Origin of the sequence: Leptotrichia sp. oral taxon 879 str. F0557 (assembly GCF_000469385.1) — a bacterium.
Taxonomy (GTDB): Bacteria; Fusobacteriota; Fusobacteriia; order Fusobacteriales; family Leptotrichiaceae; genus Leptotrichia; species Leptotrichia mesophila.
Window position 1 is genome coordinate 39503 of the sequence record NZ_KI271358.1, and the last position, 829, is coordinate 40331.

Consider the following 829-nt stretch of genomic DNA (forward strand, 5'->3'; position numbering starts at 1 on the left):
CTGCGTCACATTACAAGCTTGACAATTTAGTTGCAATAGTTGACTATAACAATTTGCAAATTGATGGAAAAGTTTCGGATGTAATGGATGTTGCTCCGATTGGAGAAAAATTCAAGGCATTCAAATGGAATGTAATAGAGATTGACGGACACAATTATGAAGAAATCATAAATGCTCTTGACACAGCAAGAACAGTTAAAGGACAGCCGACAGTAATAGTTGCAAACACTGTAAAAGGAAAAGGGATTTCATTCATGGAAAATAACGCTGGATTCCACGGGGCTGCTCCAAATGATGAAGAATACAAGAAGGCAATGGAAGAATTGAGTTAATAATAGCAAGCGAAATCAATTTTAAATAATGGCGTATTAAAGAGAATGGCGAAAGTGCTATGCACTAACCCTGGCTTGTGGAATAGTATTAGAAAGTTTTTAAAAATAATGAAATAAAAAATAGGAGAATATGAGAATGGAAAAAAAATCAACTAGAGTAGCTTATGGAGAAGCGTTAGTTAAATTGGGAAAAGTAAATAAAGATGTGGTGGTACTGGAAGCAGACTTGTCAAAATCAACAATGACTGCATATTTTAAAAAAGAGTTTCCAGAAAGACATATAAATGTTGGGATTGCAGAGGCTGATATGATTGGAACAGCTGCAGGTATTGCAACGACTGGGAAAATACCGTTTGCCTCAACTTTTGCACATTTTGCGGCGGGACGTGCTTTTGATCAGATTAGAAACTCGGTGGCATATCCACAATTGAATGTTAAAATTTGTCCAACTCACGCAGGAGTTTCGTTAGGAGAAGATGGAGGTTCGCACCAGTCAG

At 37.0% G+C, this 829-nt stretch carries 1 protein-coding gene and 1 pseudogene; both read left to right on the forward strand.

The window, feature by feature from the left end; genetic code table 11:
- Positions 1-332 (forward strand): annotated as a pseudogene (locus HMPREF1552_RS11285) (transketolase); the annotation flags it as partial.
- A 136-nt stretch (positions 333-468) separates the two neighbouring features.
- Positions 469-829 (forward strand): transketolase (locus tag HMPREF1552_RS11290; protein WP_039901662.1); only part of this gene is annotated, 361 nt, incomplete at its 3' end.